Origin of the sequence: Neobacillus thermocopriae (genome assembly GCF_010975035.1) — a bacterium.
GTDB classification, from domain to species: Bacteria; Bacillota; Bacilli; order Bacillales; family Cytobacillaceae; genus Neobacillus; species Neobacillus thermocopriae.
In genome coordinates this window covers 1-13,023 of sequence record NZ_JAAIUV010000019.1, presented here as the reverse complement: position 1 = coordinate 13,023, position 13,023 = coordinate 1, and the positions used below count along the sequence as shown (strand labels likewise).

Genomic DNA, 13,023 nt, shown 5'->3' with positions numbered 1-13,023 from the left:
ATTTCTAAAGTATATTGTTTCCAATTGAAGAGGAAATTTTTCATAGTTATAAGAATTTGGACATAATTAACAATTTATCAATGATTTTCAATAAGATTTACGATAAAATAGGGACAAAGAGGAGGGAGTTATGCATAAAAAATTTAGTTTCATCATACTATTTATTTTTCTTTTAGGAATCTTCCTGCCACAAAGTAATAGTATGGCAGCGAACAAAACCATTACCATTTCGACAGATGCTGTTAATGTCCGAAGCGGTCCTGGCCTAAGTTATCCATTAATTAAACAAGCCAAACGAGGGGAAACCTATCCGATCGTGAAGGAAAAAGGTGATTGGATCGAGATCGAATTATCCTTTGCTAAAACAGGTTGGGTCGTCAATTGGCTTGTAACAAAAAATGATTCAAAAACAGCCAAAATTACATCAACAAATAGGAACACTGCTGCCAAAGCAAAAACGAGCCAATTAAGAGTTCGTTCTGGTCCTGGATCAAACTTTCAAATTATTGGGTTCCTTAACAAGGGCCAAGAAGTATCTATTCTGGACCAAAATGAAAATTGGTATAAAATATCCTCCCCATTTGGAGAAGGATGGGTTTCAAAAGAATTTCTTGAAATAAAAACATCCAATTTGGAGAATTCAACAGATTCTATTTCAAAAATTGGAGAAATTGGTACAGTCAAGAGTAGTATATTAAATGTTCGAAAAGAGCCGACAGCCTCTAGTAAATTAGTTGGTAAATTGGCAAAAGGAACAAAGGTTACCATCTTATCTAAAGAAAATATATGGGTCAAAGTAAAATACTTAAATATAATAGGCTGGGTCAGTGCAAGTTATCTTGATACTCAACAAAGAACAACCTCCGAAACAAATAATAAAATGACTACCGGAATAATAGGAACCGTAACAGCTGAAAGTTTAAGTGTCCGCGCAAGATCCTCAACAAAATCAGAAATCATCGGGACTGTATCAAAAAACCAGAGCTTTACCATTATCGAGGAAAAAAACAATTGGGCAAAAATAGAATATAAGACTGGAAGTTTTGGTTGGGTTGCAGGATGGTATTTGGAAAAATCAGCAGCAAATACCAAGGAAAATATCACCAATCACCAAACAGCCAAAGAAACTTCTGGACAAGCCCAGATAGCCGCAAAAGACAGCATAACCATCCTCCAAGACGGAACGAATATCCGTGAATTGCCAAGTACCCAATCAGGTGTCGTACATCGTGCAAATAAAGGTGAACGTTTCTCCGTAACTGGTGTGAAGAATGATTGGTATGAAATTAAGCTAAATAATGGAAAAAAAGCTTATGTAGCTGGCTGGTTAGTATCTACATCTGGGTCTATACCGCGTATTGAAAAATCGGGTGCAGAAGGTTACATAAAAAATAAAATTATTGTAATCGATCCTGGCCATGGTGGCGGAGATGGAGGAACAATTGGTGCAAGCGGGACGTTAGAAAAGAATCTTACACTTCGGACGGCAAAGCTCCTTTACGATAAACTTAAAGCAGCTGGAGCAAAGGTTTATCTTACCCGTAACAATGACAGCTATATTTCTCTACAATCCCGGGTAAGTAAGGCTCATGCCTATAATGCCGACGCCTTTATCAGCTTGCATTATGACAGTAATGAAGACCGAAGTGTACGCGGTTCAACAGGATTTTACTATCATAACTATCAAAAAGCACTTGCACAACAACTCTATTCTTCTATGATAAGAAAAACCAATTTAAATAGCCGCGGTGTAGCCATCGGAAATTACCATGTTATCCGTGAAAATAAACAAAAGGCTGTATTAATTGAACTTGGATTCATTAGTAATCCAGAGGAAGAAATGACCGTAAAATCAAGCAGATTCCAAGAAAATGCTGCTTCCGGTATATATGATGGACTTACAAAATATTTTAAAGAAAATTAAAAGGCTTGGCACGATTGAAAGTGCCAAGCCTTTTTAGTCATTCCATTCTATTAAATTATATATTCTGTTATTTATCCTTGCTTTCAATAATTAGAGTAACGGGCCCATCGTTTATAAGTTCAACATCCATCATGGCGCCGAATACACCAGTTTCCACGTGGATCCCTTTCTCACGAAGGAGCTGGTTAAACCGTTCATATAATTGAATCGCATGATCTGGTCTAGCAGCCTCGATGAAGCTTGGTCTTCTACCTTTTCGACAGTCACCATAAAGGGTAAATTGAGAAACGGAGAGAATTTGACCACCCACATCCAGCAATGAACGATTCATCTTACCGTTTTCGTCTTCGAAAACTCGAAGATTGGCAATTTTATCTGCCAAATAGGCACAATCTTCTTCCTTGTCATCATGTGTTACGCCAACAAGCAGAACAAATCCGCTAGTTATTTGACCACTTACTTCTCCATTGACCGTAACTTTTGCCGCTTTACTACGCTGTACAACTACTTTCATGCCAAAAACTCCTTAATTCAACATACGGCGGACCGAATAAATATCAGGGATTTGTTTGATTCGGTCAACAACCTTTTGTAAATGGCTAACATTGTGAATGGCAATCGACATAATAATTGTCGCCATTTTATTTCGATCTGTTTTACCTGTAACAGCAGAAATGTTTGTTTTCGTCTCATTAACCGCCTGCAGAACCTCATTTAATAATCCTCTGCGATCATAACCGTTAATCTCAATATCTACATTATATTCCTTGCGATCATTTAATGCAGATTCCCATTCAACTGGAATTAACCTTTGTTGTGCATCGCTAGTGTCAATATTATTACAATCCGCCCGATGAACTGAAACTCCACGTCCTTTTGTAATATAACCGACAATTTCATCACCAGGAATTGGGTTACAGCACCTAGATAAACGTATTAACAGGTTATCAATCCCTTGAACACGAACTCCAGATTCCCGCTTTTTAGAAGTCGGGAATGCTTTTAATTCCGAAATCGCATTCGCAATACTAGCTGACTGTTCTTGGTCACGTTTTTTGCGCCATTTCTCTGTTAAACGGTTGGCCACCTGTAATGCTGTTACGCCATTGTAACCGACAGCTGCATACATATCTTCTTCATTGGAGAAATTAAACTTCTCAGCTACTTTTTTCAAATTATCAGGTGTTAAAATTTCTTTAACATCAAAATCCATGTTGCGGATTTCTTTTTCAACTAACTCTCTGCCCTTCTCAATGTTTTCTTCGCGACGTTGTTTTTTAAAGAAAGCACGAATTTTGTTTTTGGCTTGAGAGGTTGCCGCAAGTTTTAACCAGTCCTGACTTGGTCCATATGAATGCTTGGAGGTTAATATTTCAACGATATCCCCCGTTTTTAGGCAATAATCAAGTGTAACCATCTTGCCATTCACTTTTGCCCCAATCGTTTTATTTCCGATTTCAGAATGTATTCGATAGGCAAAATCGATTGGAACTGAACCAGAAGGCAATTCAATGACATCCCCTTTTGGTGTAAAAACAAAAACCATATCGGAAAAGAGATCAATTTTCAACGATTCCATAAACTCTTCGGCATTAGCTGTATCATTTTGGAATTCCAAAATTTCTCTAAACCAAGTTAATTTTTGTTCAAAGGATGAGCTATCACTTACCGATTTCCCCTCTTTGTAAGCCCAGTGAGCTGCAATCCCGAATTCGGCGATACGATGCATTTCAAACGTACGTATTTGGACTTCAAGAGGATCTCCTTTCGGCCCAATAACAGTTGTATGAAGAGATTGATACATATTCGGCTTTGGCATCGCAATATAATCTTTGAACCGACCAGGCATCGGTTTCCAGCATGTATGAATAATTCCTAATACTGCATAACAGTCCTTTATACTATTTACAACAATGCGAACAGCTAGTAAATCATAAATCTCACTAAACTGCTTATTTTGCAGAGCCATTTTTCGATAGATGCTGTATATATGTTTCGGACGGCCGGAGATCTCTGCTTTAATGGAGACTTCCGTTAGTCTTTCCCTTACTTCTTCAATAACTTCATCAAGATATTGCTCCCGTTCCGCACGCTTCTTTTTCATTAAGTTTACAATCCGATAATACTGCTGTGGATTTAAATATCTTAATGCGGTATCCTCAAGTTCCCACTTTATCTTTGAAATCCCAAGACGATGGGCTAAAGGTGCAAAAATTTCAAGTGTCTCATTAGAAATCCGACGCTGTTTTTCTAAAGGAAGGTGCTTAAGTGTCCTCATATTATGCAATCGGTCAGCTAGTTTAATGAGAATAACTCGAATGTCCTGAGCCATCGCCACAAACATTTTGCGATGATTCTCTGCCTGTTGTTCCTCATGTGATTTATATTTAATTTTTCCTAACTTTGTTACTCCGTCGACAAGCATAGCTACTTCGCTATTAAAAGCTTCCTCAATATCTTTTAAGGAAACGTCCGTATCCTCTACTACATCATGTAGAAAGCCCGCCGCTACAGTAGCGGGATCCATCTCCAAATCCGCCAATATACCTGCAACCTGAATCGGATGAATGATATAAGGCTCTCCGGATTTTCGATATTGATCACGATGAGCATGTTTCGCAAACTCATACGCTTTTTTAACTAATTCCACATGCTCACTGTTTAAATATTTTCTCGTCCTGTCGATGACTTGGTCGGCGGTTAACACTTGATCATTTGCCATGAAATCACCTTTATTTTCCATCTCATTTTATTAATATATATTGAACAAAGTCGGCCAATTATCAAACAATTATTAAACTATTTGTCACGTTTTAGTAATTTTGTGAATTATTCTATGAAAAATATTTACTAAATTATAATGATTGTTACTATTATCAAAAAAAAAAGCGAAGATGTAAAGAGATTAAGACAAATTTCCACAAAATATGTGTTTTTTCCAACTTCTTTATATAAAGAGAGCACCCCTTTTTGAGTGCCCTCTCATTAATCATTAATACTCCATTAATGTTAAAATATCATATCCTTTAAGCTTGCTTCTGCCTTCCAAATAAGTTAATTCTACAAGAAAAGCAATTCCAGCAACTACACCCCCGAGTTGCTCTACTAACTTAATAGTCGCTTCAATCGTTCCGCCTGTCGCCAATAAATCATCAGTAATTAGTACACGCTGTCCTGGTTTAATGGCATCTTTATGAATTGTTAAAACATCAGAACCATATTCCAATCCATAGCTAACTTTAATTGTTTCCCTTGGAAGCTTTCCTTCTTTACGGACAGGTGCAAACCCTACACCTAATGAGTAAGCAACAGGACAACCGATAATGAAGCCACGAGCCTCAGGTCCAACAATTAAATCAATTTTTTTATCTTTTGCATAAGCAACAATTTGATCGGTAGCATACTTATATGCTTCACCATTATTCATTAATGGAGTAATATCTTTAAATTTAATTCCTGGTTTTGGATAATCCTCTACAATTGCTACATATTGTTTTAAATCCATTCCTAAAATGCCTCCTCAAGTTCGACCGACTCAAATAAAACTTTATCGAACCATTCCTTTAATTCTTGAAAGGACGAAAACAATAAATCTCTCTCTAAGGCATTTTGTGCCTGTTTTATTTGATAAGTTTTTGACTCGGTCAAATCACGCTTGTGTGTTTGCCTTTTTAAAGTAATAAAACCATTGTTCATTGTAACAAAATCCAGTTCACTAAACACTTTCGACATAAATGTAATCGTTTCTTGAGACCAGCCTCGATGCTTTGCAATGTCTGCACCATAACGATTTAAATCAATCGGTCCTTTTTGCATTAGAAACGCATAAAACCATTTAAAATGATCCCGTGTTGGCATTGTGCTAAAGAAATCACTAGATTCCTTATAAAAATAAGTATAAATTCTCGATGGATGTTTTCCACTAAGTAAATGAATAATCAATTCTTTTGAAGGAGGGAAATCTGCGAAAACGATATTTGCCATATAGGCGTTAAACGATTTTGCCTCTTCTTTGTTTTCAATCAGATAGACCTCATTATGCAGAGTTGCGCTTATTTTATCCAGATTGTCTTTATTAAAAACAATAATTTTCCTGTTTTCATTAGGTACTAAGGTCTCTATACTATTTAGTCTTTTTTGGCCGCGGTAATCAAACAGCTGCCAAGTGTCTACTGATAAATCATGAACAAATATTTGTGGCTTTCGTATATTATTCCATTCATTAATGGACAATTCACCTATTAATGATATTTGGGCAGCCGGTGAAATTTCGTCGACTAAAGAGCCTAAGCCAAAGCCAATACCATCAAGGCTATTTCCATTCTTGTTTACTACAATCTTCAAGTGATTTTGATCACTGCCGATTTTTCTAATACTCGTTATATCAACATCATTGATTAACACCATTGGTTTAGCATTCTCTACACCAAAAGGTGATAACAAATTTAATTCATCCAATGACTCTAAATCAATATCATTAAGCCGGACTTCTTCATCTAGATAGGTAACCGGAATAAAATCTTCATCCGTAAGTTGGTCATTTGCCAGACCGTTTAATCTTTCTCTAAGTTCATCGACATCATCGATACTTAACGTCATCCCTGCAGCCATTGGATGTCCGCCGAAGTGGGGCAAGATATCACGACAAGTGGATAAATTTTGAAACAAGTCAAATCCAGGAATGCTTCTTGCCGAACCTTTTGCCACCCCTTTTTCACGATCAAAACTGAAAACAATCGTTGGCCGATAATATTTTTCGACCAATCTGGAAGCAACGATTCCAATAACACCTGCATTCCAGCCCTCCTTGCCAAGGACAAGAACCTTATTCGTTTCTATTGGATAATTTCGTTCAACCTCGTTGATCGCTTCTTCCGTAATCAAGTTGACAATAGCTTGTCTTTCTCGATTAAGAGCCTCCATTTCTTCAGCCAATTCTTTTGCCTCGTTTTCATCATTGGTCAAAAGCAATTGGACTGCCATGGTAGCATCTTCTAACCTGCCCACAGCATTAATCCTCGGACCTAGTGTAAAGGCAATGGTTTCTTCGTTAATGGATAATGGTTCAACACCAGCTAATTTAAATATTGTTTTCAATCCAATGTTGTTAGTTACTTTAATGTTTTCAAGACCTTTTTTGGCAATTAATCGATTTTCCCCTTTTAATGGGACTAAATCAGCTATCGTACCAATAAGAGCCAATTCCAACAAATGCTCTGGTAGTCTTCCATATAAGGCATGAGCCAATTTGAACGCTACTCCAACCCCTGCTAGATCACGAAAAGGATAAATACTATCGGGAAGTTTTGGATGAATAATCGCGAGTGCCTCTGGCAATACAGGTCCTGGCTCATGGTGGTCAGTTATAATTAAGTCAAGGCCAAGCTCTTTCGCCACACTTGCTTCATGAATGGCAGAAATTCCTGTATCAACGGTAATAATCAATTTGATCCCATTTTCAGCAGCCCGACGAAAAGCAGGCTCATTTGGGCCATAGCCTTCTGTAAATCGATTGGGAACATAAAATTGAACATCCGCACCTAAATCTGTTAATGTCTTCATTAATACCGATGTACTACTAACACCATCAGCATCGTAATCACCGAAAATAAGGATTGGTTCCTGCCTTTCGATCGCTTCACGGATTCTATTAACCGCAATATCCATGCCTTTTAACAAAAATGGATCGTGAAATTCATCCTTACCAAATAAAAAAAACCGTGCAGAATCAACGGTATCAAATCCACGATTGACAAGGAGTGATGCAACTAGAGGAGTAATTTTCAATTCTTTTTCGAATTGTTTTACTAAATCCGGCTCTGATTTACGAACAATCCATCTTGTTCTTGACTTTAACATTAGTTTCACCCCTCAGACTTTCTTATTATACAGGAGCGAGAATGACCTTTCAATGAATAAATCAGAAAAGCGGAAGCTCTCTATTTAATGGTGTCTAGCTAGAGATCTCCATTATGGAAACAAGATAAACAGAAGGTGATTCAATGTTGACTCATCAAATGGAGGGACGAGAAGGTGGCAAAGGTGTTGCAAAGCCAAAAAGACAGATTCTTATCTAATAAAAACGAAACCACAGGCTACCCTGTGGTTTCGTTTTTTTTATTATACCTGCGGCTGATCAGAGTATCTTCTTTTCTCTTTTACTGTTTTGATAACACCTTTCTTTTTAAGCTCTCGTGTCTTGAATACGTACCAAAGAGGACCGGCGATACAAATAGAAGAATAAACACCTGCTACTAATCCGACAAACAAGGCAATTGAGAAATTGCGAATGGATTCGCTTCCGAAGAAAATGAGCGCAACAACTGTTATTAATACGGTTAATACTGTATTTACGGAACGCCCCAATGTTTGACGAATACTTACATTCAATACTTCAGCAATATCCTCATTTGTTTTAAGTCGCCTTTTCTTATGAAGATTTTCGCGCATTCGGTCAAAAGTGACGATTGTATCATTAATAGAATATCCAACAATAGTTAAAACTGCAGCGATAAATGTTAAGTCAACTTCCAGTCTCGTCATACTGAAAAATGCCACCATGAAAAATGCATCATGTAATAAAGATAAAATAGCAGCAATCGCCATGGCCCATTCAAAACGAATAGTTGTATAAAGAATGATGCCGATAGAAGCAATAAGAAGAGCTATGAACGCATTTTTCGCCAACTCTTTCCCTACAGTCGGAGAAACAGTACTAACATTTGGTTCATGGCCAAATTCCGATTTAAATGCTGATTTTAATTCAGCAATCTGTTCTTTCGATAGTACCCCTTTTAAGCGGGCTGATGCCATTTCTTTGTTTTCACCAGAGATAACGATATCATCCGTTTCTATATTTAGATAATCAAAGGCACTATCTACCTTTTCGGTAGTTAATGGTTTATCAGACAACACTTCAATTCGAGTACCACTTGAAAAATCAATGGAAAGATTTAATCGGAACACGGTAATCAATACTACACCAAGGGCAATCATTGTACCGGAAATGATAAAGAACCATTTTCTTGTCTTAACAAAATCTAATTTATCCCATCTAGTTGGAAGATCTAAAGTATCATAGTTCTCAGCAATATCCTTAATTTCGGATTTTTTCACACCGAACCAACCAAATTTTTTGTTCAAAAAGCCACTGTTAACCCATAACGCCAATAGTAAACGTGATAGGAAAACTGCTGTAACAAAGCTTAAGAGAATACTCACCAATAGCATTGTCGCAAATCCTTTAACAGAACTCGTTCCATAATAGAAAAGAACAACAGCAGCTAATATGGTTGTTAAATTGGCATCAAGGATCGAAGAAAAGGAATTCTTACTACCTGCTTTAAAGGCAGATTTGATGGATTTTCCGACTTTCAATTCTTCTTTAATCCGTTCATAGGTAATAATATTAGCATCTACAGCCATACCTACACCGAGAATCAAGGCGGCAATTCCCGGTAGGGTTAACACACCGTTCATCCAATCAAATATTAATAAAACGAGATAAATATAAATAGACAAGGTGACTGTAGCTATAAATCCAGGAAAACGATAGTATACAAGCATAAATAAATAAACGATAGCAATACCGATAATTCCTGCTAAAATAGTTTTATCCAGTGCCTGCTCCCCAAATTTGGCTCCGACGGAGGTTGAATAAACTTCTTTTAATTTAACAGGAAGTGCTCCGGCATTTAAGAGAGAGGCTAATGTTTTCGCTTCCTCTGCTGTAAAACTTCCTACGATGGATACAGTATTTTGATTAAAAACTTCTCTTACAGTAGGAGCAGATAAATATTTCGGATTCTCTTTCGTTACTTCGTTTTTAAATGAATCCTTTCCTTCTTCAAAATCCATCCAAATCACGAGGACATTCGGATTCATATTGACTATCTCTTCTGTAACTTTCCGAAACTTGTCTGCGCTTTTTAATGTCAAAGTTACACTAGGGTTCCCGTTTTCATCAAAAGTTTGCTTTGCTCCGCCTTCCTTTAAATCCGTGCCATCCATCATCAGCCGGTCATTAGCATCACGAAAAGTTAAATTTGCCTGAGTGGATAAAATTTCACGTGCTTCGTTTTGGTCTTCGACACCGGCAAGCTGTACACGAATCCGATTTTCCCCTTCAATTTGGATACTCGGCTCACTAACCCCAAGGACATTTATCCGCTTATCCAATGCCTCTGCTGTACTGGCCAAAACTTCTTTATCAATTTTTTGCCCTTTTTTCGCAGGTTGAACTTCATAGAGAACTTCAAATCCTCCTTGAAGGTCAAGCCCAAGCTTTATATTGTTTAAAATTCCTTGTATCGTTATCCCCATCATGCTTCCTAATAATATTAAAATTAAAAAGAAAGCCACAATTCTACTGCGTTTTACCATTATGTATATATCCTCCTTAACCTAAGCCAGACACAGTTACAACCGTTTCTATCTGAAATGATAAACAATCTCACTTCCTACATTATGGTATATAAAAAAAAAGCTGTCAATTTTTATCAGGAGGACTCAGCTTCAGTAATCATATCAACATTTCCTTATTTTAACAGATCTTCCCATTCATTTTTATCATCAAGGGAAAATTCATTCTTTTTAAAAGACTCAATGGTTGCAAAGCTAATATAGTCACTAACCTTAACAGAGAGAATATCTTGGATCATTTCAAAGAGTTTGAGTTCATCTTTTTTCTCTTTTCTCCACTTTTTCTTCATTAAAAATTCCCAAAGATCATCTTCTGTTACTGAATCAGTCCCTAATAACCTAAATTCCTCAAGCTTACTTAATATAGCAGGTTGAACTTGAGAACGATATTGTTCGGCAGTGTGGATGATCCCCATTCTAATCCCTCCCTGAAAAAGTGCTCAAAATTTAAATGCTTGTCATGCTTTGTCCACCATCTAGCATATAGTTAATTGTATATGATATCGCCTATTTTGAGAAGGTGGGAAGTGGAATGTCGAAGTTTTTAAAAGGGACTTTTATCCTTTTACTGGCCGGTTTAATTACAAGAGTCCTTGGGTTTATTTATCGAATTGTCCTCGCTCGTAGCATTGGTGAAGAAGGCGTTGGGTTATATATGATGGCTTATCCTACCTTTATTCTCGTGGTTACGATCATTCAGTTAGGCCTTCCTGTAGCCATATCCAAAAATGTAGCTGAGGCTGAGGCAAGAGGTGATTATGCTGAGATCAAAAAAATTCTTGTTGTTTCCCTGGCTACCACCATTTCATTGTCTATTATTATTACACCAGCATTGATTCTGCTTGCCCCTTTATTTGTAACCAAACTGTTTACAGATGGGAGAACTCTTTTTCCTTTATTAGCTTGTGCTCCTGCCATTCCAATCATTGCTATTTCTTCCGTGTTAAGAGGCTATTTTCAAGGAAAACAAAATATGAGGCCTTCAGCGATCTCGCAAATTTTAGAGCAGATCGTTCGTATTACCTTAATTGCCTCTGTCACAGCCGCTTTTCTTCCATATGGGGTAGAATATGCAGCAGCAGCAGCAATGGGAGCTTCCGTTGTCGGAGAACTCGTGGCACTTATATATCTATTGACCACGTTTAAATTAAAAAAACGCTTTAAATTGAGAAGCAACTTTTTTCAATTTATCCATAAAGGGAAGCAAACATTTAAAGATTTAATGGAAATTGCTTTACCTACAACTGGAAGTAGACTAATCGGCAGTATTGCCTGGTTTTTTGAACCAATTGTGGTCGTAAATAGTTTGGCTCTAGCCGGTGTGCTTGCAGTTGATGCAACCAAACAATATGGAGCGTTAACAGGCTATGCATTGCCGCTATTAATGCTCCCATCTTTTGTAACCTTCTCGCTAGCTACTTCCCTCGTTCCTGCTATTAGTGAAGCCAATTCCATGAATCATCATAAACTGATCGAATATCGGCTACAGCAGGCACTGAGGTGGACGTTTTTAACAGGAGGGCTAGCTGTTATCGTACTGTATGTTTTGGCTGATCCACTGATGCAGTTAATGTATGGGTCAACAAAGGGTGCCTATTTTATTCGATTAATGGCTCCATTCTTCTTGTTTTATTATTATCAAGGCCCGCTTCAAGCTGTCCTCCAAGCTTTAAATCTTGCTAGAGCTGCCATGATTAATAGTTTAATTGGAGCAGTGGTTAAAACAGCCGTAATCTTTCTACTTGCCTCCCAGCCATCTTTTGGGATTACTGGTGCCGCCTTAGGTATTATTGTTGGATTTGTTTTAGTAACCATTCTTCATTTTGCAACAGTCTTAAAAAAAATTACCTTCCCATTTCAAATTCGTGATTATGCAAAGGGCTTTTTAGTTATGGCTGCCTCAGGCGGATTGGGCCTTTGGATATTTGATCAATTCCTCCTGCATGAACGTTTAGTCATTAGGGTTGTAATAGCTACCGCTGGAATGGTGTTATCTTATTTAGTGCTGCTACTTTTACTTAAATTAATCAAGCATGAAGAGCTGCAACGAATTCCTTGGCTAGGAAAATTTTTTACAATCAGATGAAAGACACGCTTATTAATTAAGGCGTGTCTCAGACTGTCGACAAAATCCTTTTTTAAAGGATTTTGTCGACATTTTTTGTATAATTATGTCATAGAATATCGAGGTGATATTGAAATGCTTACTAAAAATACACAAGTAAATCGAGATCAATTAGAAATGATTACTTTAGACCAGCTGGTTCCTGAAAATCACTTGGTTCGTAAGATAGAAGCTGCTATTGATTTTTCATTTATATATAAATTAGTTGAGAATATGTATTCATCTGAACGTGGTCGTCCAAGTATTGACCCTGTTGTATTAATTAAGATGGCTTTTATTCAATATACCTTCGGTATTCGCTCTATGCGCAAAACTATTGAAGAAATTGAAACAAACCTTGCTTATCGTTGGTTCTTAGGTTTTGGGTTTCATGATAAAGTCCCCCACTTCTCAACCTTCGGAAAAAACTATGAAAGACGTTTCAAGGATACAGATCTATTTCAAAAAATCTTCTACCGCATTCTAAAAGAAGCTTCTGATAAAAAGTTGATTAGTGCTGAACATGTATTTATTGATTCTACGCATGTTAAAGCAAGTGCAAATAAACGTAAAT

Annotated in this window: 9 protein-coding genes; 3 read left to right on the top strand and 6 right to left on the bottom strand. The window is 37.1% G+C overall.

What is annotated here, in order from left to right; genetic code table 11:
• Positions 1-130 precede the first annotated feature (130 nt).
• Positions 131-1,924 (top strand): N-acetylmuramoyl-L-alanine amidase family protein, encoded by a 1,794-nt coding sequence (locus tag G4Z05_RS11910; protein WP_163252088.1) that lies wholly within the window; start codon positions 131-133, stop codon positions 1,922-1,924.
• Between the two features lie 67 nt (positions 1,925-1,991).
• Here the strand turns inward: G4Z05_RS11910 and dtd are convergent, their stop codons facing one another.
• The 6 genes from dtd to G4Z05_RS11880 form a co-directional block, all read right to left on the bottom strand.
• Complete coding sequence (gene dtd / locus G4Z05_RS11905; protein ID WP_163252087.1) at positions 1,992-2,438, bottom strand: D-aminoacyl-tRNA deacylase; 447 nt, start codon at positions 2,436-2,438, stop codon at positions 1,992-1,994.
• A 12-nt stretch (positions 2,439-2,450) separates the two neighbouring features.
• Complete coding sequence (locus G4Z05_RS11900) at positions 2,451-4,646, bottom strand: RelA/SpoT family protein (protein ID WP_163252086.1); 2,196 nt, start codon at positions 4,644-4,646, stop codon at positions 2,451-2,453.
• Between the two features lie 270 nt (positions 4,647-4,916).
• Positions 4,917-5,429, bottom strand: a complete 513-nt coding sequence (locus tag G4Z05_RS11895; protein ID WP_038536434.1) for an adenine phosphoribosyltransferase — start codon at positions 5,427-5,429, stop codon at positions 4,917-4,919.
• A 2-nt stretch (positions 5,430-5,431) separates the two neighbouring features.
• A complete protein-coding gene (recJ, locus tag G4Z05_RS11890; RefSeq protein ID WP_163252085.1) occupies positions 5,432-7,783 on the bottom strand; it encodes a single-stranded-DNA-specific exonuclease RecJ in 2,352 nt (783 codons plus the stop codon).
• Between the two features lie 261 nt (positions 7,784-8,044).
• On the bottom strand, positions 8,045-10,306 hold the full coding sequence (gene secDF, locus G4Z05_RS11885) for a protein translocase subunit SecDF (protein WP_163252084.1): 2,262 nt from the start codon (positions 10,304-10,306) through the stop codon (positions 8,045-8,047).
• Positions 10,307-10,461: 155 nt separating this feature from the next.
• Positions 10,462-10,761 (bottom strand): post-transcriptional regulator, encoded by a 300-nt coding sequence (locus G4Z05_RS11880; protein ID WP_163252083.1) that lies wholly within the window; start codon positions 10,759-10,761, stop codon positions 10,462-10,464.
• A 116-nt stretch (positions 10,762-10,877) separates the two neighbouring features.
• Between G4Z05_RS11880 and spoVB the strand changes: the two genes are divergently transcribed.
• Both spoVB and G4Z05_RS11870 read left to right on the top strand, forming a co-directional pair.
• Entirely contained in the window at positions 10,878-12,431 is a 1,554-nt protein-coding gene (gene spoVB / locus G4Z05_RS11875) for a stage V sporulation protein B (RefSeq protein WP_163252082.1), read from the top strand.
• 114 nt (positions 12,432-12,545) lie between these two features.
• Positions 12,546-13,023: transposase (locus tag G4Z05_RS11870; protein WP_205597402.1), on the top strand; the 478-nt coding region annotated here is incomplete at its 3' end.

Coding starts and splice junctions, on each gene's coding strand:
- G4Z05_RS11895 (WP_038536434.1), bottom strand. CDS start 5,429: ATGGATTTAAAACAATATGTAGCAATTGTAGAGGATTATCCAAAACCA.
- dtd (WP_163252087.1), bottom strand. CDS start 2,438: ATGAAAGTAGTTGTACAGCGTAGTAAAGCGGCAAAAGTTACGGTCAAT.
- recJ (WP_163252085.1), bottom strand. CDS start 7,783: ATGTTAAAGTCAAGAACAAGATGGATTGTTCGTAAATCAGAGCCGGAT.
- secDF (WP_163252084.1), bottom strand. CDS start 10,306: ATGGTAAAACGCAGTAGAATTGTGGCTTTCTTTTTAATTTTAATATTA.
- spoVB (WP_163252082.1), top strand. CDS start 10,878: ATGTCGAAGTTTTTAAAAGGGACTTTTATCCTTTTACTGGCCGGTTTA.
- G4Z05_RS11900 (WP_163252086.1), bottom strand. CDS start 4,646: ATGGCAAATGATCAAGTGTTAACCGCCGACCAAGTCATCGACAGGACG.
- G4Z05_RS11910 (WP_163252088.1), top strand. CDS start 131: ATGCATAAAAAATTTAGTTTCATCATACTATTTATTTTTCTTTTAGGA.
- G4Z05_RS11880 (WP_163252083.1), bottom strand. CDS start 10,761: ATGGGGATCATCCACACTGCCGAACAATATCGTTCTCAAGTTCAACCT.